This window comes from Pseudomonas sp. B33.4, assembly GCF_034555375.1.
Lineage (GTDB): Bacteria > Pseudomonadota > Gammaproteobacteria > Pseudomonadales > Pseudomonadaceae > Aquipseudomonas.
The window spans coordinates 5,974,378-5,994,367 of the sequence record NZ_CP140706.1; the positions used below are offsets into that span (position 1 = coordinate 5,974,378).

A 19,990-nucleotide genomic window follows, 5' to 3' on the forward strand; every position below is an offset into this window, starting at 1 on the left:
TGTGGTGTCCTATCAAATTAGGAGTAACACCATGACTGCAATACCTCCGCCCAGTTCAGATCTAAAAACCATCGGCCTGACCCCCTTCATTTATTGCAACAACCAACCCCTCTTCCACGTCGGTGCTGGCGTCCCGATCGGCGGCGCACTGAGCCAAGCTTCCGACCTGCTGTTTCTGGTCAAAGCCTTCGCGGAAGAAGCAGCGTACGACAAAGCCACCGACCGCCATGCCTGGGCCGCGTATTTCCTGACTGCAATGAGCAAAGCGGTGATTGATGATGTAGTGAAGGTCATCAATCACGACGTTACGACCACTGATCGAACAAAGGATTAGTGCCACTTGCCTCATTACGCGCCCCGACAGATCGGGGCGTCGACGTTTACAAATATTGCTATCCAATCAATGTCGCGCGGAAATAATAACGAGGCATGGTGCATCGATAGGCAGACCAGTATTGTCTGACAAGCGGACTTATCAGGGAGCCATGAATGGCCGTCGGTAACTACATAGAAGCGGTTGAGATCATTCGTCGACTGGAAGGTGGCATCACACGCCCATTCCTGTGTCGTGCAAACAATGACAGACACTATGTGGTCAAAGGATTGGAACTGCCGCCCGCTGAACGCATTGCCGAATTGCTCTGTGCTCGCCTGGCTGCTCAATTCGGTTTACCAATCCCCGAGCACGGCTGTATCTATGTCGATCCAGCGTTGTTGCGCTACAACCCGGAAGCTCGCAGTGATCTCGGACCTGGGGACAGCTATGCGCTTGCCTACATCGCCGACGCCGCCGATTTGCTTTACTCACAGGCCCTGCAGGTTCCGAGCAACCTTCAAAAAGCAGTCTTTATTTTTGATTACTGGGTAGGTAACGGTGATCGTCAGCTAGGGCCATTCGGTGGGCGTCCGAATCTTCTGATGTGTAGCACCAACAACCAGCTACAACTGATCGATCACAATCAGGCATTCAAATGGCCACTGGACGCTAAAAAGTTCGCTGAGAGCCATGTGTTTGGTCCCGAGAATCGAGCATGGCAACTGGATCTGGTCGACAAAGTTGAATACGGTCAGCGTATGCATGACACTGCTGGACGGTTTAGTGACCTATGCTCAGACATTCCTGCCGAGTGGCGTGACTCCATCGGCGCAGCCGGACTTGAAAAGTTACTTGAGGAAATACTTAGCAACCTGATGCTTTGCCAATCGGACGAATTCTGGAGCGTCCTGAAATGAAATACACCTGTCTTTACAGCATCGTGCGCTTCGCGCCATTTGCGGAAACCGAAGAGTTTGCCAATGTCGGCATTGTTCTTTCGGCTCCCGCAATTGGCCGTATGGAGTACAGGCTCGCTCGTAAAAACCTGAAACGGGTCAATCATTTCTTTGAGTGCAGCAACCTTTTCGCCAAGGCTATGGAAATAGCCCAAACCGAATTGGACAGCATTCGCCTCATGACATCCGGCGCTCAAGAGTCGCAGATCGTTAACCACTTTCGATTCATGACAGAGCCAAAGGAATCGATGATCCGCTTCAGCCCCATGCGCTCGATTCTTGTGGAAAATCTCGACGACACCCTCACCACGCTGTTCAACCGCTACATTGATCGCCAAGGCATCGGCCGCGAGCGTCGCGAGGAGGTGATGGTTAGAGAGATCCGGGAGATGTTTTCGCAGGCATCAATTCGTAGTTTCCGGGATGACACGCTGACCGGCGACCTGACCAAACTGCATCTTCCCTTGGTACATCGCAACAAGGTCGTGGCTGCTATCAAGCCTTTGGCTTTTGATCAATCAGAGCCCAGCGCGATACTCGATCACTGCGACCAGTGGCTGATGAAGTTCGTGCGAGCAGAGCAGGAAGGCATTATTCAGCTGAAAAATGTGCTTATTCCCGTCATTACACCTGCAGAGACTGAGTCATCTCGCCATCGCAAAGCTATCGAGATTGCCAAGCAAAGCATTGAGGCACGCGGCCTACAATTGGTGGACTTTGAGGCCACACAGAAAATTGCCGACTTCGCACAGCGCTACGCTCAATAGTCGTTTTACCCTATATATGAGCCGCGCGATTGCGCGGCTCTTTCGTTCTGCGTTCAACCGACATTACGAAAACCCGCTTTCATATCGAAGTGGTTGACGCTGTAACATGCTCCCCCAAAGATCTGCGCCCCATGGAGCCGCCCCTTGCCCGACATCCGCCCGCCCGTGCTCGATGAAATCGACCGTCAGCTGATCGCCGCCCTGCAGATCAATGCCCGCGAAAGTGTGGCCATGCTCGCCCGGCAATTGGGCATTGCGCGCACCACCGTGACCTCACGTTTGGCACGTCTGGAGAAGGCCAAAGTGATCACCGGTTATGGCGTGCGACTTGGTCAACGCGTGGTCGATGGCGGATTGCAAGCCTATGTCGGGATCAAGGTGCAACCGCGTTCCGGCAAGGACGTGGTGCGGCGGTTGAGTGCGATGGCGCAGGTGCAACAGTTGTGTGCGGTGAGTGGCGAGTTTGATTATGTGGCGTGGCTGCGCACCGATTCGCCGGAGCAACTGGATCAGTTGCTGGATCAGATTGGTGGTGTGGATGGGGTGGAGAAGACGACCACATCGATCATTTTGAGTAGCAAGATTGATCGGGGGCAGCCGGTTTAAGATTTTGATCGGGCTTCTCGGGTGAATTTTCAGGGCCTCTTAGCGAGCAGGCTCGCTCCCAAATTTTGGTCGGTGTGCAGCCTCCAATCGTCATATTGGTCGTTAATCTGGCAAAACGACGACACTTTGCGTCTTATTAACGTGTTCCACGCTCCCTAGAATGGCTGGCATCTTTTCCTATACTCAGACGCGCATCCCGCGTCGGGTCGCCAGCAAGGTCAGCCATGAACAAGAACAATCGCCATCCTGCAGACGGCAAGAAACCAGTCACCATTTTCGGCCCGGACTTTCCGTTCGCCTTTGACGACTGGATCGAACATCCGGCCGGCCTCGGCACAATTCCTGAGCACAACCACGGCGCTGAAGTGGCGATTGTCGGCGCGGGCATCGCCGGTCTGGTGGCCGCTTACGAGCTGATGAAGCTCGGTCTGAAACCGGTGGTTTACGAGGCGTCGAAGCTTGGCGGTCGTTTGCGCTCGCAGGCCTTCAACGGCACTGACGGCATCGTCGCGGAACTGGGCGGCATGCGTTTCCCGGTGTCTTCCACCGCGTTCTATCACTATGTCGACAAGCTCGGCCTCGAAACCAAACCTTTCCCGAACCCGCTGACGCCAGCCTCCGGCAGCACGGTGATCGATCTGGAAGGCAAAACCCATTACGCACAGAAACTGGCGGATCTTCCTGCACTGTTCCAGGAGGTGGCTGACGCCTGGGCGGATGCGCTGGAGGCCGGATCGCAATTCGCCGACATTCAGCAAGCCATTCGCGATCGCGATGTGCCGCGTCTGAAAGAGCTGTGGAATACCTTGGTGCCGCTGTGGGACGACCGCACGTTCTACGATTTCGTCGCCACCTCGGAAGCCTTCGCCAAGCTGTCGTTCCATCACCGCGAAGTGTTCGGTCAGGTCGGTTTCGGTACCGGCGGCTGGGATTCGGATTTCCCTAACTCGATGCTGGAAATCTTCCGCGTGGTGATGACCAATTGCGACGATCACCAACACTTGGTCGTCGGCGGCGTCGAGCAAGTACCGCAAGGCATCTGGCGGCATGTGCCGGAGCGCTGCGTGCATTGGCCTGAAGGCACAAGTCTGAAATCCCTGCACCGTGGCGCGCCGCGTTCCGGCGTGAAGAAAATTGCCCACGCACCGGATGGCCGTTTCGCGGTTACCGACAATAACGGCGACACCCGCGAATACGCTGCCGTACTGACCACATGCCAGAGTTGGCTGCTGACCACGCAGATCGAATGCGACGAAACCCTGTTCTCGCAGAAGATGTGGATGGCCCTCGACCGCACGCGCTACATGCAGTCGTCGAAAACATTCGTGATGGTCGACCGGCCGTTCTGGAAGGACAAAGATCCAGAGACCGGCCGCGACCTGATGAGCATGACCCTCACCGATCGCCTGACCCGTGGCACCTATCTGTTCGACAACGGCGACGACAAACCGGGCGTGATCTGCCTGTCCTACTCGTGGATGAGCGACGCGCTGAAGATGCTCCCGCACCCGGTGGAAAAACGCGTGGAGCTGGCGTTGAATGCGTTGAAAAAGATCTACCCGAAAGTCGACATCGCCGCGCGAATCATCGGCGACCCGATCACCGTGTCGTGGGAAGCTGACCCATACTTCCTCGGTGCTTTCAAAGGCGCCCTGCCCGGCCACTACCGCTACAACCAGCGCATGTACGCGCACTTCATGCAGGACGAGATGCCCGCCGAGCAGCGTGGGATTTTCATCGCCGGCGACGACGTTTCGTGGACACCGGCATGGGTGGAAGGTGCGGTGCAGACCTCGCTCAACGCGGTGTGGGGAATCATGAAGCATTTCGGTGGTTCGACACATAAAGCGAACCCGGGCCCGGGTGATGTGTTCAAAGACATCGGCCCTATCGCCCTGCCCGAGTAAGAGGAATCCCTGATGCGTGTAGCCCTTTACCAATGTCCGCCACTGCCCCTGGACCCCGCCGCCAACCTGCAACGCCTGCACCAATTGGCGATGGAGGCCAAGGGCGCCGACCTGCTGGTGCTGCCGGAGATGTTCATGACCGGCTACAACATTGGCGCCGAAGCGGTCAGCACACTGGCCGAGGTCTACAACGGAGAATGGGCGCAGCAGATCGGCCGGATCGCCAAGGCTGCCGGTTTGGCGATTGTGTATGGTTATCCTGAGCGCACCGCCGACGGGCAGATCTACAACGCCGTGCAGTTGATCGATTCGCACGGTGAGCGCCTGTGCAATTACCGCAAGACGCATCTGTTCGGTGATCTGGATCGCTCGATGTTCAGCCCGGGTGATGATGACTTCCCCATCGTCGAACTCAACGGCTGGAAGCTCGGCTTCCTGATCTGCTACGACCTCGAGTTTCCGGAAAACACCCGACGTCTGGCGCTCGCCGGCGCCGAGCTGATTCTGGTGCCGACGGCGAATATGATTCCGTTTGATTTCGTCGCTGACGTCACCGTGCGTTCGCGCGCCTTCGAAAACCAGTGCTACGTAGCCTACGCCAACTATTGCGGCAGCGAAGGCGACATCCACTATTGCGGGCAAAGCAGCATCGCCGCGCCGGATGGCAGCCGTATCGCCCAGGCCGGACTCGACGAAGCGCTGATCATCGGCGAACTCGATCGACAGTTGATGCTCGACTCCCGCGCCGCCAATCGCTACCTCAGCGATCGCCGCCCGGAGCTTTACGGCGCGCTCAACCAGCGCTAATCCGCTAGCATTGGCACTTCACTGTTCTGGAAGTGCCCATGCCTGCGCCGACTCACCCCCGTCCCCACACTGAAACCCTGGCCAATGGCTTGCGCGTGACCCTGCGTCATGTGCCCGGTCTGAAGCGCAGCGCCGCTGCCTTGCGGGTGGCTGCCGGTAGCCATGACGTGCCGCTGGCGTGGCCGGGGCTGGCGCATTTTCTTGAGCATTTGCTGTTTCTCGGCACCGAGCGCTTTCCGACGAATGAAGGGCTGATGGCTTACGTGCAAGGTCACGGTGGCCAAGTGAATGCCAGCACCCGCGAACGCACCACTGAAGTTTTCTTTGAGCTGCCGACACGCTCGTTCAGTGCTGGGCTGGAGCGCCTGTCAGACATGCTCGCCAAACCGCGCATGAATCTGGAGGATCAGTTGCGGGAACGGGAAGTGTTGCAGGCGGAATTTGTCGCATGGTCGCAGAATCCTGCTGCACAACAGCAGTTTTCTTTGTTTGGAGGGTTACCGGCTGAGCATCCGTTGCGCGGGTTTCATGCGGGGAATCGGGACAGCCTGCAAATTGAGCAGCCCGTGTTTCAACAGGCGTTGAAAGATTTCCACCAACGGTTTTATCGGACCGGGCAAATGACGTTGAGCCTGGTTGGGCCGCAGGGTCTTGAAGAGTTAAAAGTACTGGCTGAGCAATTTTCGCAAGCCTTACCGGCTGGGGATAACGTTGCGCAGGCTATGCCCCTGCCGTTAGCGGTGAAAAGTTATCAACAGGTCGATGAGCAACGCGGCAATTTGTTGTTGGCGTTTGAAGCCCTGCCTGAATCGTCCAGCGAGGCTCTGGCGTTTCTCTGTCATTGGCTGAACAGCGCCAAACCCGGTGGATTACTGGCGCAGTTACAGGTGCAAAATCTGGCGGATGAATTGAAAGCGACACCGGTGTATCAGTTTGCCGGGCAAGCGTTGCTGCATCTTGAATTCATCGCACCTGCCGAATCGTTTAACGCCATTCGCGAACAACTGCTCGATTGGCTGAGTTTCTTCGCTCAGCAAGATTGGACGCCATTGCGCAAGGAATACGCAGCCCTGCTGCAACGCCAGCAGCAAGCCAGCGGCGCACTGCAACTGGCGCGGCTCGACAGTGAGCAATTGGAAAATGGCCTGTCCGAGACAGGCGTAACAGCCCTCACACAGATCCTCGGCGAAATCGGCACTGTGGATAACTTCGGCGATCACTGGCATCTGCCCACAGCCAATCCGTTCCTGCGAGCCAATGAACCGTTGGCAAACGCCGGATTGATTCGCGGCCAGACCAGCGCCCACCGTGGCTTGCGCACGTTCGCTCAGGATCGTTCGCGCGGTCGTCGCGAGCGTTCGCCGATGCAGTTCAGCCCGGCGTTGCCGGACAACAGTGATGAAGGTGCGATTTATCTGCGCTGGCAGGTTCAGGCCGCCGCCAGCACTGATCTGCAATTGCGCTTGCAGCGCAGTCTTCGGCAAACGCAGCAAGATGCGCATGAGGCCGGCGTCGAGCTGACTTTCAGCACCACTGGCAATCAATGGCTGCTGAAACTCACCGGTCTGCAGGAGCCAATGCCCGGCGTCCTCGAGCACGCGCTGAAATGTCTGACACAGGTTGACGCCGATTCACCGCTTACTGAGCCGCAAACGCCTCTGATCCCCATTCGCCAACTGCTCGAAGCGTTGCCGGAACATGTTTTGCCATCAGCCAGAACCGGCGGCGAAGCCAATCCCCTGTGGACAACTTCACGCTGGGACGGCCTCGCCCTTGGGCTCAACCCACAAACGCAATCCGCCATGGGCCTGGCCCTGAGCCGTATTCCCGGGAGCCCGCACAATCAGTTGCCTGCGCCGACAGCCGTGGCTGCGCAAAAACACTGGAGCCACATCGATACCGCATCCAGCGAACACGCCTTCCTGCTGTACTGCCCGACCGCCAACCGCGACATCGCCGACGAAGCCGCTTGGCGAATGCTCGCGCAGGTGTGCCAGACGCCGTTCTATCAGCGTCTGCGGGGCGAATTGCAATTGGGCTATGCGGTCTTCAGCGCACTGCGCCAGATTCACGGCCAAACGGCCATGCTGTTCGGCGTGCAATCCCCGAACACCCAACCCGCGGAACTGCTTGGCCACATTCGGCAGTTCTTCGAAAGTCTGCCAAAGCTGATTGAAAAGATGAATGAGTCGAGCTTCGAGCAACAGCGCCAGAGCCTCGCCGATCAATTCGACAACGCCAATCTGTCCAGTAAAGACGCCGCCGAACTGCTCTGGCAGGCCAAACTCGCGGGCCATTCGTCGGATTATCTTGAGCAGTTGCCCGCCGCCATCCTGAAACTGGATCGCCAGTCATTGCTCGCAGCTGCTCAGCGTTTGATCAACGCAGACGGCGGCTGGCTCTGTCTCGCAAGCGATCCGGTGCCCGAAACTCCGTGGCAAGCGGCAAATTGATCATTACCGAGGCTGCAAGGAGCTTTCTCAAAGATTCACGGGCATTTAGCCGGAAATTTTGAGTAACATAGCAGCCTAACTACTTGGAACATCTCTGCGCTGCCGTGGACTATAACTATGGACAGCGCTATCCCACCCACCCTGAGGAGACACACCATGTCCTGGACAAAACCTGCTTACACCGACCTGCGTATCGGCTTCGAAGTCACCATGTACTTCGCCAGCCGCTGAGTTCTGCTTACGTAGAATTGCAGTGCAACGCCTCGGCTCGCCGGGGCGTTTTATTTTCCGAGTTGAAATGATGGAGTGTTCATGTTCGTCCAGATTCTGGGTTCGGCCGCTGGCGGCGGTTTTCCGCAGTGGAACTGCAACTGCGTCAACTGCGCAGGCTTTCGCAACGGCAGCCTGAATGCCAAGGCCCGCACCCAATCGTCCATCGCGATTTCCGACGACGGCGTGAACTGGGTGCTGTGCAACGCCTCGCCGGACATCCGCGCGCAGTTGCAAAGCTTCGCCCCGATGCAACCGGGCCGCGCCCTGCGTGACACTGGCATCAGCGCGATCATTCTGATGGACAGCCAGATCGACCACACCACCGGCCTGCTCAGCCTGCGCGAAGGCTGCCCGCATCAGGTCTGGTGCACGGACATGGTTCATGAAGACCTCAGTACCGGTTTCCCGCTGTTCAAGATGCTCACCCACTGGAACGGCGGGCTGGACTGGAACCGCATCGAACTCGATCAGAGCTTCACTGTGGCAGCGTGCCCGAACCTGCGTTTCACCCCGCTGCCATTGCGCAGCGCGGCGCCGCCCTACTCGCCGCATCGCTTCGATCCGCACCCGGGCGACAACATCGGTTTGATCGTTGAAGACTTGAAGACTGGCGGCAAGCTGTTCTATGCGCCGGGTCTGGGCAAGGTTGACGCGCCGCTGCTGGAGATCATGGCCGGTAGCGATTGCCTGCTGGTCGACGGCACGATGTGGGACGACGATGAAATGCAGCGCCGTGGCGTCGGCACTCGCACCGGTCGTGAGATGGGCCATCTGGCGCAGAACGGGCCTGGCGGCATGCTCGAAGTGCTGGAACAACTGCCAGAGCAGCGCAAGGTGCTTATCCACATCAACAACACCAACCCGATTCTCGATGAGGATTCGCCGGAGCGTGCCGAACTGGCGCGGCGTAATGTTGAAGTGGCGTTCGATGGCATGAGTATTGTGCTGTAGCGGATGGCCCCATCGCTGGCAAGGCAGCTCCCACAAGGTTCTGTGGCGTACACAAAACCTGTGGGAGCTGGCTTGCCAGCGATGACGTCCTGACAGACACCACAGAATCCAACGGTTGTTCCCGGAGAACAGACATGACTGACACGCCAATGTCCCCCACCGAATTCGAAGCGGCCCTGCGCGCCAAAGGCGCCTACTACCACATCTACCACCCCTATCATGTGACGATGTATGAAGGCCGCGCCACTCGCGAGCAGATTCAGGGCTGGGTCGCCAACCGCTTCTACTATCAGGTGAACATCCCCCTGAAAGACGCGGCGATCCTCGCCAACTGCCCGGACCGCGAAATCCGCCGCGAATGGATTCAGCGCCTGCTCGACCACGACGGTGCTCCCGGCGAAGACGGCGGCATCGAAGCCTGGCTGCGTCTCGGTCAAGCGGTCGGTCTCGATCCGGATCAACTGCGCTCCCAGGAATTGGTATTGCCCGGCGTGCGTTTCGCCGTCGACGCCTACGTCAACTTCGCCCGTCGCGCCAGTTGGCAGGAAGCCGCCAGCAGCTCGCTGACTGAACTGTTCGCGCCGCAGATCCACCAATCGCGCCTCGACAGCTGGCCGCAGCATTACCCGTGGATCGACCCCGCCGGTTACGAATACTTCCGCACCCGCCTCGGTCAGGCACGGCGTGATGTCGAGCATGGTCTGGCGATCACGCTCGAGCACTACAAGACGCGCGAAGGCCAGGAGCGCATGCTGGAAATTCTCCAGTTCAAACTGGACATTCTTTGGAGCATGCTCGATGCCATGAGCATGGCCTACGAATTGAACCGCCCGCCGTATCACAGCGTCACCGAACAACGCGTCTGGCATAAAGGAATCACCTTATGAGTTTCGACCGCAGCCAAGTCCCGACCTGGCGTCCCGGCTACCGCTTCCAGTACGAGCCGGCGCAGAAAGGCCATGTGCTGCTCTACCCCGAAGGCATGATCAAACTCAACGAAACCGCTGCGTTGATCGGCGGTTTGATCGACGGCGAACGCGATGTCGCGGCGATCATCGCCAAACTCGACGAGCAGTTCCCCGGCGTGCCCGAGCTCGGTGACGACATCGAGCAATTCATGGAGGTTGCCCGTGCACAGCACTGGATCACCCTTGGCTGATCTGCCGGCAAAACCTGAAGTCGGCCTGCCGCTGTGGTTGCTCGCCGAGCTGACGTATCGCTGCCCGCTGCAATGCCCGTACTGCTCCAATCCACTGGATTTCGCCGAGCAGGGCAAAGAGCTGAGCACCGAGCAGTGGATTAAGGTGTTCCGCGAGGCGCGGGAGATGGGCGCGGCGCAACTGGGTTTTTCCGGCGGCGAGCCGCTGGTGCGTCAGGATCTCGCCGAGCTGATTCATGAAGCACGACAGTTGGGCTTCTACACCAACCTGATCACCTCCGGCATCGGCCTGACCGAGCAGAAAATCAGCGACTTCAAGAAAGCCGGCCTCGATCACATCCAGATCAGTTTCCAGGCCAGCGATGAGCAAGTGAACAACCTGCTCGCCGGCTCGAAAAAGGCCTTCGCACAGAAGCTGGAAATGGCCCGTGCGGTCAAAGCCCACGGTTATCCGATGGTGCTGAACTTCGTCACCCATCGGCACAACATCGACAAGATCGACCGCATCATTGAGCTGTGTATTGCGCTCGAGGCGGACTTCGTCGAACTCGCCACCTGCCAGTTCTACGGTTGGGCCCAGCTCAATCGCGTCGGCCTGTTGCCGACCAAAGAGCAACTGGTCCGTGCCGAACGCATCACCAACGAATATCGGGCGAAACTGGAAGCCGAAGGGCATCCATGCAAGCTGATTTTCGTTACTCCGGATTATTACGAAGAACGCCCGAAAGCCTGCATGAACGGCTGGGGCAGTATCTTTCTGACAGTCACGCCGGATGGCACCGCCCTGCCCTGCCATGGTGCCCGGCAGATGCCGGTTCAGTTTCCCAATGTGCGCGATCACAGCATGCAGCACATCTGGTATGACTCGTTCGGCTTCAACCGCTTTCGCGGTTACGACTGGATGCCCGAGCCGTGCCGCTCCTGCGATGAAAAAGAAAAGGACTTCGGCGGCTGCCGCTGCCAGGCGTTCATGCTCACCGGCGATGCGAGCAATGCTGACCCGGTGTGCAGCAAATCCGAACATCACGGCGTGATTCTCAAGGCCCGCGAAGAAGCCGAGACAGCCACTCAAACCATCGAACAATTGGCCTTTCGCAATGAACGAAACTCACGCCTCATCGCCAAGGGCTGAGCCTTTCAGCGCCTCGCAAGCCGTCGCTGCCGGCATGGACTTCGCCGAGTTGCAGCTCGGCGCCAATGGGCTGTTCTGGAATGAATATCGCCCGGAAGATGCCGCGTGCCGGATTTGGCATTGGCGCGAAGGGGTGGCGAGATGTCTGACGCCGGATGGTTTCAGTGTGCGCAGTCGCGTCTACGAATATGGCGGTGGCGCGTTTTGTCTGACGCCGGATGGAGTGGTTTTCGTCGCTGAGGCGGATCAGCAGTTGTATCGGCAGAAACTCGGTGGCGAGCCGGAAGCATTGACCTCGGGTGAGTGCCGTTATGGCGATCTGCATTTTGCTTTCGGCCAAGTGCTGGCGGTCGAAGAACAGCAAGATCAGCATCGGCTCGTAGCAATCGATCTGGCTGACGGGACGCGGCATTTATTGGCTGAAGGCGCGGATTTTTATGCGGCGCCAATCCTTAGTGTGGATCGCCAGCGTTTGGCCTGGATCGAGTGGAGCCGGCCACATCAGCCGTGGACGTCGACACGGATGATGGTGGCTGAGCGTTCGACCAATGGCGCTTTTGGTTCGCCGCGATGCGTTGCCGGCGCCGAGTTTGAAGAGTCCATCCAACAACCACGATTCGATGCCGAAAATCGCCTTTATTGCCTGACCGATCGTGGTGGATTCTGGCAGCCGTGGGCCGAGACTTGCGACGGTTTGGAGCCATTACCTGCTGCGCAAGCCGATCACGCGCCAGCACCGTGGCAACTGGGTGGCTGCACGTGGCTGCCTGTTGATAATTCGTTTTTGGCGAGCTGGAGCGAAGGTGGTTTTGGTCGCCTGACGCTCGGTGACGCAGATTTCACTGGTGACTACAGCCGCTTCCGTCATCTCGCTGTGGATGAGCGATTTATCTACTGCATCGCCGCCTCACCGATCAGTCCTTCGGCGGTCATCGCCATTGATCGAACCACGCGAGAAGTGAACGTGCTGGTGGGTGGCGTGGCGCCCTTGCCTGCTGAGCGCATCAGTCGTCCGCAAACACTGCGCTACCCAAGTGGTTCAGGCCAAGCTCACGGCTTCTTCTATCCATCCATGAGCGGCGAGACGAAACCGCCGCTGGTGGTGTTCATCCACGGCGGCCCGACATCGGCCTGCTATCCAATGCTTGATCCGCGCATTCAGTACTGGACGCAACGTGGCTTCGCCGTCGCTGATCTCAACTATCGCGGCAGCAGCGGATATGGCCGGGAATATCGCCAGGCCTTGTACCTGAGCTGGGGTGAAGTGGATGTCGAGGATGCTTGCGCGGTGGTGAGCTATCTCGCCGAGCAGGGTTTGATCGACGGTGAGCGCGCATTTATTCGGGGTGGCAGCGCAGGCGGCTACACCACGTTATGTGCGCTGGCGTTCAAACAAGTTTTCCGCGCTGGAGCAAGTTTGTACGGCGTTAGCGATCCGGTTGCGTTGGCTCGAGCAACGCACAAATTTGAGGGTGATTATCTGGACTGGCTGATCGGCGATCCCGAACAGGACGCCGAACGCTACGCCGCCCGCACACCCTTGCTGCACGCGGGCAATATCCGGGTGCCGGTAATCTTTTTTCAGGGTGAACTGGACGCTGTCGTTGTCCCGCAACAGACCCGCGACATGGTCACGGCACTCGAGCAGAACAGCATCCCGGTCGAAGCGCATTACTACCCCGACGAACGCCACGGCTTCCGCCGCGCGGCCAATCAGGCGCATGCGCTGGAGCAGGAGTGGAAGTTCTATCGGCGGGTGATGGGATTTACAGACTGAAACCCTCTTCCTGTAGGAGCTGCGGCACGCTGCGATCTTTTGATCCTGATCCTCGAATTAAAATCAAAAGATCGCAGCGTGCCGCAGCTCCTACAGGTTTATGCCGCTGACTCAGCGCTTGGCGATGATATACACCGCATGCACGATCCCCGGAATATACCCGCACAACGTCAGCAGAATGTTCAACCAGAACGCCCCGCCAAACCCGACCTGCAGAAACACGCCCAGTGGTGGCAACAGAATAGCGATGATGATGCGAATGAAATCCATGGGGCAGCTCCTGAATGGGGGTTGGCTCACTTGAGCCATACAAGCTAATCGACCCGCGCCGTTCGTCAGGGTTCAGTGCAACTGCCATTTGATCGCCACCACCCCACAAAAAAACGCCCCACGCCAAAAGAATCAGGCGTGGGGCGTGCGTTATACCGCGAGACGGTTCTGGAAATCGGGTAGGAAACTTCAGCTCAGACGGCAATCCCTTTGCGGCATTGCAGTTGTGCGGTGCGCACTCGAGAGAAGGCGCGGCCCAGGCGCAGGAGCATTTCGTCGATGTTGCTTTTGCTCACGGTGAGCGCCGGGGTGAACCGCAGGCAGTTGGCTTGCGGGGCGCTGAGCAGCAGGCCTTCGTGCAGGGCGGCGAGGACCACAGCGTCGGCGGAATCGTCCGACAGGGTCAGTCCGTAGAACAGGCCTTGTCCGCGCAACTCGCCGTGGTCGTAGCGGTGCGCCAATCGAGCCAGGCCTTCGCGCAGGTGCTGGCCGTTGTCGTTGACCTGCTGGAGAAAACTGCGGTCTTGTACGCTGTCCAGCACCACCAGTCCGGCCGCCGTCATCAGTGCGTTGCCGTGATGGGTGCCGCCGAGTTCGCCAGGCTCGAAACAACAAGCCTTGCCCCGTGCCAGCAGCGCCGCCAACGGCACACCGCCGCCAAGCCCTTTGCCGAGCACGACGATATCGGCGCGTACGCCGTAGGACTGTTCGGCGAGCAAAGTACCGCAGCGGCCGATCCCGGTCTGCACTTCGTCGAGGATCAGCAGAATGCCGAGTTCACGGCACAGGCGCTCGACACCCTTGAGGTAATGCTCGGTGGCGGGAATAACGCCAGCATCGCTCTGGATCGGCTCCAGCATGATCGCCACGGTCTGCGCATCGACCGCCGCATGTAGCGCCGGCAAGTCGCTGAACGGCACCAGATCGAAACCCGGCAACAGCGGCGCGAAACGGTTGTGCAGGTTGCAGCTGTCCGAGGCGGAAATCGTTGCCAGACTGCGGCCATGGCACCCCTGCTTCGCGACAATAATCCGCGACGCGCCGCCGCGATGCAGTTGCCCCCACTTGCGCGCCAGTTTGATCGCCGCTTCACAGGCTTCGCTGCCGCTGTTGAGCAAGTACGCCTGATCGCTGGAAGTGGCGGCGCACAGACGCTCGGCGAGGCTGAGCATGCCGCGATTATGCAGATTGAAACCGGGATTGATCAGCGCCTGCGCCTGACTGCTGATGGCTTTGACCAGCGCCGAAGGGCTGTGGCCGAGGCTGTTGGCGCCGCCGGCTTGGGAAAAGTCGAGGTATGCACGATCGTGGCTGTCCCACAGCCATGAACCTTGCCCGCGGACAAACACCTGCTGTGGCCGCTCGACGCTGGGCATCAGGCGCCCGGCGCTGAGATTTTCGTTGTGGTCAGAAGGATTGGCCTCGAAAGTGAGGTCATCAAGACTCGGCGTCTGGCGCCGCAAACTGAACAGATTCATTGGAAAAAACCTCGTTCGAGGTTTTCTGAACTGCCTATGTAAACACCATCGAAGCGAACGCTATTCATCGCGCTTTCTGGCCCTGTAAGCCTTGTGAATGCGGTTAGACTAGGCTCACTGACGGCTTCGGGCCATTTCGATTTACCAGCATTTTCGATAAGCATTACTTATGGATTTTAAACAACTGCGTTATTTCGTCGCGGTCTACGAAGAAGGCCATGTCGGCCGGGCGGCGGAACGCCTGTCGATCTCGCAACCGGCGTTGTCACAGCAGATCCGCCAACTCGAACAGAACCTCGACGTCACCCTGTTCGAGCGCAGCAGCAAGCGCTTGCTGCCAACCCTGGCCGCACACACGTTGTACAACCACGCGGTGCCGCTGCTTGACGGACTGCAACGGGCGCGCGAGGCGTTAGGTAACTTCAAGGGCCAGGCCTTGCGCACGCTGGCAATCGGCGTACTGCAAACGGTTCATACCAGTCTGGTACCGCAAATGCTTGAGCGCGTGCGCAAGGCGCAGCCGCATCTGGTGGTGCAGATTTATGAATTGACCGGACTGGAGATCGAGCGACGTCTGCTCAACGGTTCGCTGGATATTGGCATCAGCTATTTACCGCCACGCCAACCGGGCCTACATGGCGTGATGTTGTACGAAGATGAACTGACACTGGTGATTCCGGCCGATCATCCGTTGCGCGAATTCAAGAAAGTCTCGATGCGTCAGGCCGCCGAGTTACCGATGTTGCTGTTGGGCGAAGAGTTTCAGATCCGCCAGATCTGGCAGGCGCAACTGACAGCCCTCGGGCGACGTCCGCAGGTACAAGCAGAACTGAACAATATGGTGGGGATTCTCGACAGTCTGCCGCACACCAGACTGGCTACGGTGCTGCCGGGGCGATCACAGAAGGAGTACGACAATCAGGATCTGCTGTGGAAACCCCTGAGCGAACCACGGGTGCCGCTGAAGGTCGGCCTGGTGTGTCGCGATGTGCAACGCCAACAGGCCTCTTTGGCGCTACTGCGGACTTTGCTGGAGGAAGTGATGGAGCGTGAGGTGAAACCAGCGCTTGATCCGTTGGCCTGAATACTTTTCTGCAGGCAAAAGAAAACCCCGCCGAAGCGGGGCTTTGCAGACTGTTTCCCTGACATCCATTTCACTCCGCCACCCTGGCAGAATCCTACGTGTCCGTGTTGTTGCTTTGCGCTTCCTGCGCGACGTCCATGAAATGTAGATTAGCCGTGGATCCAATCTACGCATATGGGAGAACAGCAGCACGTCATGTAAGAGAATGCTTACATGACGCTATCGCATCAGAATTGCGCCGCATCCAGCAGGAACAGCGACTCGCTACCGGCCTTCACTGACGCGCTCAACGAGTGAATTCGCGGCAGCAGACGGGCGAAGTAGAAGCGCGCGGTGCCTAGCTTGCTGGCATAGAAATCGTCTTGCGCTTCTTTGCCCAGTGAAGCTTTGGCCATCAATGCCCACATGTAGGCGTAGGAAACGTATCCAAACGCTTGCAGATATTCGACCGAAGCCGCGCCGATTTCGTTCGGGTTGTTTTTCGCCCGATCCAGCAGCCACGACGTCAGCTCGTCGAGGGTGTCGACGGCATCGTTCAGCGGTTTGGTGAATTCGCCCAGATCCGCACTGGCGGTAGCGGTGAAGTGGCGAATCTCGTCGGCGAACAGCTTGTAGAACGCGCCGCCGCTGCCAACAATCTTGCGCCCGACCAGGTCCAGCGCCTGAATGCCGTTGGTGCCTTCGTAGATCTGGGTGATGCGCACGTCACGCACCAATTGCTCCTGGCCCCACTCGCGGATATAGCCGTGGCCGCCGAAAATCTGCTGGCCGTGCACAGTGGTTTCCAGACCGAGATCGGTGAGAAATGCCTTGGCCACCGGTGTCAGCAACGCAACCAGATCTTCCGCACGCTTACGGGCGGTGGCGTCTTCGCTGAACTTGGCGGTGTCGAGTTGCATCGCCACGTAAGTGGAGAATGCACGGCCGCCTTCGTTCGAGGCTTTCATGGTCAGCAGCATGCGACGCACGTCCGGGTGGACGATGATCGGGTCAGCGACCTTGTCTTTGTTCTGCGCCCCAGTCGGCGAACGGCTTTGCAGACGGTCGCGGGCGTATTCAACGGCGTTCTGGTACGAGCGCTCGCCAGTCGCCAGGCCTTGAATGCCGACGCCCAGACGCTCGTAGTTCATCATGGTGAACATCGCGGCCAGGCCTTTGTTCGGCTCGCCGACCAGATAACCGACGGCTTCGTCGAAGTTCATCACGCAGGTCGCGGACGCCTGGATGCCCATCTTGTGTTCGATCGAACCGCAGGTCGCCGGGTTGCGTGCGCCCAGGCTGCCATCGGCATTGACCATGAACTTCGGCACGAGGAACAGCGAGATGCCCTTCGGGCCCGCTGGGGCGTCCGGCAGTTTCGCCAGCACCAGGTGAATGATGTTTTCGGTGAGGTCGTGTTCGCCACCGGTGATGAAGATCTTGGTGCCGCTGACCTTATAGGAACCATCGGCCTGAGGCTCTGCCTTAGTGCGAATGATCCCCAGGTCGGTGCCGGCGTGCGGCTCGGTCAGGCACATGGAACCTGCCCAGACGCCGGCGTACATGTTCGGCAGGTACGCGGCTTTCAGCTCTTCACTGGCGTGGGCGTTGATCGACAGACAGGCGCCAGCGGTCAGCATCGGGTACAGGCCGAAGGACAGGCTGGCGGAGTTGACCATTTCTTCGACCTGCGCCGACACGGCTTTGGGCATGCCCATGCCGCCGTAGGCCGGATCACCGCCAACGCCGACCCAGCCACCTTCGGCATACGTCTGATAAGCCTGTGGGAAACCGGCCGGGGTGGTGACGGCACCGTCAGCCCAATGGCAACCTTCTTCGTCAGCAGCGCGGCTCAGCGGCGCGATGCTTTTGCTGGTGACCTTGCCGGCCTCTTCGAGAATGGCTTCAACAGTTTCGGCGTCGACGGTCTCGGCCAGCGCCGGCAGTTCGGCCCAGAGTTTGGCGACCTCGAACACTTCATTGAGGACGAAGCGCATATCGCGCAGCGGCGCTTTGTAGTCAGCCATGGCAAACCTCGCAAGATCTAAACAGGTGATTCGTGGAATGATGTTTTCTGGGCCTGAGTGTACCCCAACAACTTTTGCGACACATAGGGTCAACCGGTGACCGATTTGTTATTTTTAGTCACCATAAAAAATCGCAGCCTGCTCCAGCTCCTACAGGTAAAACGCGATCCCATGTAGGAGCTGCCGCAGGCTGCGATCTTTTGATCTTCCTTAAAGCGCAAACATTTCGGCAGGCAAGCTCATCAAACAATTACTCCCCGCCTCAATCGCCGCCCGATGTGCAGCCGTTCGCGGTAACAAGCGCTTGAAGTAAAACTCGCACGTCGCGATTTTCCCGCGCAGGTAATCCGCCTCGCCCTCGCCCGCCTCCAGTTGCGCCTGCGCCACCAACGCCATGCGCAACCACAAATAACCGAGAATGATGTAACCGCCGTACATCAGGTAATCCACCGACGCCGCGCCCACTTCATCCGGATTCTTCATCGCCGCCATGCCGACCTTCATGGTCAGGTCGCCCCACTGCTGATTCAGCTCATTGAGCTGCGCAACGAAACTGCCCAGTTGCGGGTGCTCGGCATTGGCCGCGCAGAACTTGTGGACGATTTTGGTGAAGCCACGCAGCAACTTGCCCTGACTGCCCAGCACTTTGCGTCCGAGCAGATCCAGCGCTTGAATGCCGTTGGTGCCTTCGTAGATCGGCGCAATCCGGCAATCACGCACCAATTGCTCCATGCCCCACTCGCGAATAAAGCCGTGGCCGCCAAACACCTGCATACCGTGATTAGTCACTTCCAGCCCGGTGTCGGTCATGAACGCTTTGCAGATCGGTGTGAGGAACGCCAACAAATCTTCGGCCTCCTGACGCGCTTCGGCATCGCTGCTCAGGTGCGCTACATCGAGCAACTGCGCGGTGAAATAGGTCAGCGCCCGATTGCCTTCGTTGAAGGCCTTCATGGTCAGCAGCATGCGCCGCACATCCGGGTGGACGATGATCGGGTCGGCCGCTTTGTCCGGGGCTTTGGCGCCGGTCAGGGAGCGCATCTGCAAGCGGTCGTTGGCGTATTTGATCGCGCCCTGGAAACTCGCTTCACCCAGACACAATCCCTGCATGCCGGTACCAAGCCGCGCGTGGTTCATCATGGTGAACATGCAGTTGAGGCCCTTGTTCGGCTCGCCGATCAGGTAGCCCTTGGCGCCATCGAAGTTGAGCACGCAGGTGGCCGAGGCCTTGATGCCCATTTTGTGCTCGATCGAACCGCAGGAAACGCCGTTGCGCTCGCCTGCTTCACCCGCCGCATCCGGCAAGAACTTCGGCACGATAAACAGCGAAATCCCTTTGGTCCCGGCCGGCGCGTCCGGCAGTTTGGCCAACACCAGATGGATGATGTTGTCGCTCATGTCGTGCTCGCCGGCGGAGATGAAAATCTTGCTTCCGGTAACCGCGTAGCTGCCGTCGGCCTGAGGCACGGCGCGGGTCTTGATGATGCCCAGATCAGTGCCGCAATGGGCTTCAGTCAGGCACATCGTGCCGGTCCACTGACCGGCGGTGAGCTTGCTCAGATATGTGTCTTTTTGCTCGGCGCTGCCGTGAGCGTGGATCGCCGACATCGCGCCGTGGGTCAGGCCCGGGTACATGCCCCAGGAGGTGTTGCTGGAGCCGACCATTTCGCTGATCACCAGCCCCAGCGAACTCGGCAGGCCCTGGCCGCCGTAGGTCGGGTCTGCGGCCAGACCGTGCCAGCCGCCCTCGACATATTGTGCGAAGGCTTGCTTGAAGCCTGTAGGCGTTGTCACCACACCGTTGTCGAAATGGCAGCCCTCTTCGTCACCGCTGCGATTGAGCGGCGCCAGAACGTTCTCGCAGAACTTCGCGCCCTCTTCAAGGATCGCGTTGATCATGTCCGGGCTGGCGTCGTGCGCACCGAGGGCGGCGTAGTTGGCGTGGAAGTCGAAGACGTGGTCGATCAGAAAGCGCATGTCGCGCAGGGGAGCTTTGTACTCAGGCATGGTGGCTTCTCCGTCAGCAGATTGCTTCAACCTACTGCCGG

The 19,990-nt window shown here is 58.9% G+C and carries 18 protein-coding genes; 14 read left to right on the plus strand and 4 right to left on the minus strand.

The annotated features are described in order from the left end of the window. The first annotated feature begins 31 nt into the window (after positions 1 to 31). The 13 genes from U6037_RS26495 (at position 32) to U6037_RS26555 (ending at position 13,104) form a co-directional block, all read left to right on the plus strand. Positions 32 to 334, plus strand: a complete 303-nt coding sequence (locus U6037_RS26495; RefSeq protein WP_322845032.1) for a DUF3077 domain-containing protein — start codon at positions 32 to 34, stop codon at positions 332 to 334. Between the two features lie 155 nt (positions 335 to 489). Further along, complete coding sequence (locus tag U6037_RS26500; RefSeq protein WP_322845033.1) at positions 490 to 1,233, plus strand: HipA family kinase; 744 nt, start codon at positions 490 to 492, stop codon at positions 1,231 to 1,233. Then, on the plus strand, positions 1,230 to 2,039 hold the full coding sequence (locus U6037_RS26505) for a DUF3037 domain-containing protein (protein ID WP_322845034.1): 810 nt from the start codon (positions 1,230 to 1,232) through the stop codon (positions 2,037 to 2,039). Before U6037_RS26500 ends, U6037_RS26505 begins: the two co-directional genes overlap by 4 nt. Before the next feature lie 144 nt (positions 2,040 to 2,183). Then, positions 2,184 to 2,645, plus strand: coding sequence for an Lrp/AsnC family transcriptional regulator (locus tag U6037_RS26510; RefSeq protein WP_150651650.1), 462 nt, complete (start codon positions 2,184 to 2,186; stop codon positions 2,643 to 2,645). A 224-nt stretch (positions 2,646 to 2,869) separates the two neighbouring features. Beyond that, the gene (locus U6037_RS26515; RefSeq protein ID WP_008085177.1) at positions 2,870 to 4,552 is read left to right on the plus strand and encodes a flavin monoamine oxidase family protein; all 1,683 of its coding nucleotides are present in this window, start codon (positions 2,870 to 2,872) and stop codon (positions 4,550 to 4,552) included. A 12-nt stretch (positions 4,553 to 4,564) separates the two neighbouring features. After that, on the plus strand, positions 4,565 to 5,359 hold the full coding sequence (locus U6037_RS26520; protein ID WP_322845035.1) for a carbon-nitrogen hydrolase family protein: 795 nt from the start codon (positions 4,565 to 4,567) through the stop codon (positions 5,357 to 5,359). A gap of 38 nt (positions 5,360 to 5,397) precedes the next feature. After that, positions 5,398 to 7,812: a pyrroloquinoline quinone biosynthesis protein PqqF gene (gene pqqF / locus U6037_RS26525; RefSeq protein ID WP_322845036.1), complete on the plus strand. Its 2,415-nt coding sequence runs from the start codon at positions 5,398 to 5,400 to the stop codon at positions 7,810 to 7,812. A gap of 156 nt (positions 7,813 to 7,968) precedes the next feature. After that, complete coding sequence (pqqA, locus tag U6037_RS26530) at positions 7,969 to 8,043, plus strand: pyrroloquinoline quinone precursor peptide PqqA (RefSeq protein WP_003422658.1); 75 nt, start codon at positions 7,969 to 7,971, stop codon at positions 8,041 to 8,043. 81 nt (positions 8,044 to 8,124) lie between these two features. Continuing rightward, positions 8,125 to 9,036: a pyrroloquinoline quinone biosynthesis protein PqqB gene (gene pqqB, locus U6037_RS26535; protein ID WP_322845037.1), complete on the plus strand. Its 912-nt coding sequence runs from the start codon at positions 8,125 to 8,127 to the stop codon at positions 9,034 to 9,036. Between the two features lie 134 nt (positions 9,037 to 9,170). Next, complete coding sequence (gene pqqC / locus U6037_RS26540; RefSeq protein ID WP_322845038.1) at positions 9,171 to 9,923, plus strand: pyrroloquinoline-quinone synthase PqqC; 753 nt, start codon at positions 9,171 to 9,173, stop codon at positions 9,921 to 9,923. Beyond that, positions 9,920 to 10,195 carry a pyrroloquinoline quinone biosynthesis peptide chaperone PqqD gene (gene pqqD, locus U6037_RS26545; protein WP_322845039.1) on the plus strand — a complete coding sequence of 92 codons (276 nt, stop codon included), beginning with the start codon at positions 9,920 to 9,922 and terminating at the stop codon, positions 10,193 to 10,195. The genes pqqC and pqqD overlap by 4 nt, the downstream gene beginning before the upstream one ends. Beyond that, entirely contained in the window at positions 10,167 to 11,327 is a 1,161-nt protein-coding gene (gene pqqE, locus U6037_RS26550; RefSeq protein WP_416221693.1) for a pyrroloquinoline quinone biosynthesis protein PqqE, read from the plus strand. Before pqqD ends, pqqE begins: the two co-directional genes overlap by 29 nt. After that, the gene (locus U6037_RS26555) at positions 11,293 to 13,104 is read left to right on the plus strand and encodes a S9 family peptidase (protein ID WP_322845040.1); all 1,812 of its coding nucleotides are present in this window, start codon (positions 11,293 to 11,295) and stop codon (positions 13,102 to 13,104) included. The genes pqqE and U6037_RS26555 overlap by 35 nt, the downstream gene beginning before the upstream one ends. 111 nt (positions 13,105 to 13,215) lie before the next feature. On the opposite strand, the gene U6037_RS26560 is transcribed toward U6037_RS26555, so the two are convergent. Both U6037_RS26560 and U6037_RS26565 read right to left on the minus strand, forming a co-directional pair. Further along, the gene (locus tag U6037_RS26560; protein ID WP_003228885.1) at positions 13,216 to 13,374 is read right to left on the minus strand and encodes a YqaE/Pmp3 family membrane protein; all 159 of its coding nucleotides are present in this window, start codon (positions 13,372 to 13,374) and stop codon (positions 13,216 to 13,218) included. A gap of 194 nt (positions 13,375 to 13,568) precedes the next feature. Continuing rightward, positions 13,569 to 14,852 (minus strand): aspartate aminotransferase family protein, encoded by a 1,284-nt coding sequence (locus tag U6037_RS26565; RefSeq protein ID WP_322845041.1) that lies wholly within the window; start codon positions 14,850 to 14,852, stop codon positions 13,569 to 13,571. A 169-nt stretch (positions 14,853 to 15,021) separates the two neighbouring features. Here U6037_RS26565 and U6037_RS26570 point away from each other — a divergent pair, with 169 nt between their 5' ends. Next, positions 15,022 to 15,936 (plus strand): LysR family transcriptional regulator, encoded by a 915-nt coding sequence (locus U6037_RS26570; RefSeq protein WP_322845042.1) that lies wholly within the window; start codon positions 15,022 to 15,024, stop codon positions 15,934 to 15,936. 227 nt (positions 15,937 to 16,163) lie between these two features. Here the strand turns inward: U6037_RS26570 and U6037_RS26575 are convergent, their stop codons facing one another. Together U6037_RS26575 and U6037_RS26580 are read right to left on the minus strand one after the other, a co-directional pair. Continuing rightward, the gene (locus U6037_RS26575) at positions 16,164 to 17,942 is read right to left on the minus strand and encodes an acyl-CoA dehydrogenase C-terminal domain-containing protein (RefSeq protein WP_322845043.1); all 1,779 of its coding nucleotides are present in this window, start codon (positions 17,940 to 17,942) and stop codon (positions 16,164 to 16,166) included. A gap of 210 nt (positions 17,943 to 18,152) precedes the next feature. Then, positions 18,153 to 19,949 (minus strand): acyl-CoA dehydrogenase C-terminal domain-containing protein, encoded by a 1,797-nt coding sequence (locus tag U6037_RS26580; RefSeq protein WP_322845044.1) that lies wholly within the window; start codon positions 19,947 to 19,949, stop codon positions 18,153 to 18,155. Positions 19,950 to 19,990 lie beyond the last annotated feature (41 nt).